The organism is Providencia sp. PROV197 (assembly GCF_028479625.1).
Taxonomy (GTDB): domain Bacteria; phylum Pseudomonadota; class Gammaproteobacteria; order Enterobacterales; family Enterobacteriaceae; genus Providencia; species Providencia vermicola.
Genome location: NZ_JAMPNZ010000053.1, coordinates 1 through 1,174, shown reverse-complemented (window position 1 = coordinate 1,174; position 1,174 = coordinate 1). Strand labels below are relative to the sequence as shown.

1 protein-coding gene is annotated in these 1,174 nt (G+C 47.1%); it reads left to right on the top strand.

Annotation, left to right across the window (positions count from 1 at the left end):
- On the top strand, positions 1 to 1,174 hold a 1,174-nt coding region (gene tuf / locus PR808_RS20620), incomplete at both ends, for an elongation factor Tu (RefSeq protein ID WP_272539997.1).

The following is a 1,174-nucleotide window of genomic DNA, read 5'->3' as shown; positions in this document are numbered from 1 at the left end:
TGTCTAAAGAAAAATTTGAACGTTCAAAACCGCACGTTAACGTTGGTACTATCGGCCACGTTGACCACGGTAAAACTACTCTGACAGCAGCTATCACTACTGTTCTGGCAAAAACTTACGGCGGTTCTGCTCGTGCATTCGACCAAATCGATAACGCACCAGAAGAAAAAGCGCGTGGTATCACCATCTCTACTTCTCACGTAGAGTACGATACTCCAACTCGCCACTACGCACACGTAGACTGCCCAGGACACGCCGACTATGTTAAAAACATGATCACAGGTGCTGCACAGATGGACGGTGCAATCCTGGTTGTTGCTGCGACTGATGGCCCAATGCCACAAACTCGTGAGCACATCCTGTTAGGTCGTCAGGTTGGCGTTCCTTACATCATCGTGTTCCTGAACAAATGTGACATGGTTGATGACGAAGAACTGTTAGAATTAGTTGAAATGGAAGTTCGTGAACTTCTGTCTCAGTACGATTTCCCAGGCGACGACACTCCAGTTGTTCGTGGTTCAGCACTGAAAGCGCTGGAAGGCGAAGCTGAGTGGGAAGCGAAAATTGTTGAATTAGCAGGTTACCTGGATTCTTACATCCCAGAGCCAGAGCGTGCAATTGACCGTCCATTCCTGCTGCCAATTGAAGACGTATTCTCAATCTCAGGTCGTGGTACAGTAGTAACAGGCCGTGTTGAGCGTGGTATCATCAAAGTTGGTGAAGAAGTTGAAATCGTTGGTATCAAAGAGACTGCGAAAACAACTTGTACTGGTGTTGAAATGTTCCGTAAACTTCTTGACGAAGGCCGTGCGGGTGAGAACGTTGGTGTTCTGCTGCGTGGTACTAAGCGTGAAGAAATCGAACGTGGTCAAGTACTTGCTAAACCAGGTTCAATCAAGCCACACACTAAATTTGAATCAGAAGTTTATATTCTGAGCAAAGATGAAGGTGGTCGTCACACTCCATTCTTCAAAGGTTACCGTCCACAGTTCTACTTCCGTACAACTGACGTAACAGGTACTATCGAACTGCCAGAAGGCGTAGAGATGGTAATGCCAGGTGATAACATCAACATGATCGTTACCCTGATCCACCCAATCGCGATGGACGACGGTTTACGTTTCGCAATCCGTGAAGGTGGCCGTACTGTAGGTGCGGGTGTTGTTGCAAAAAT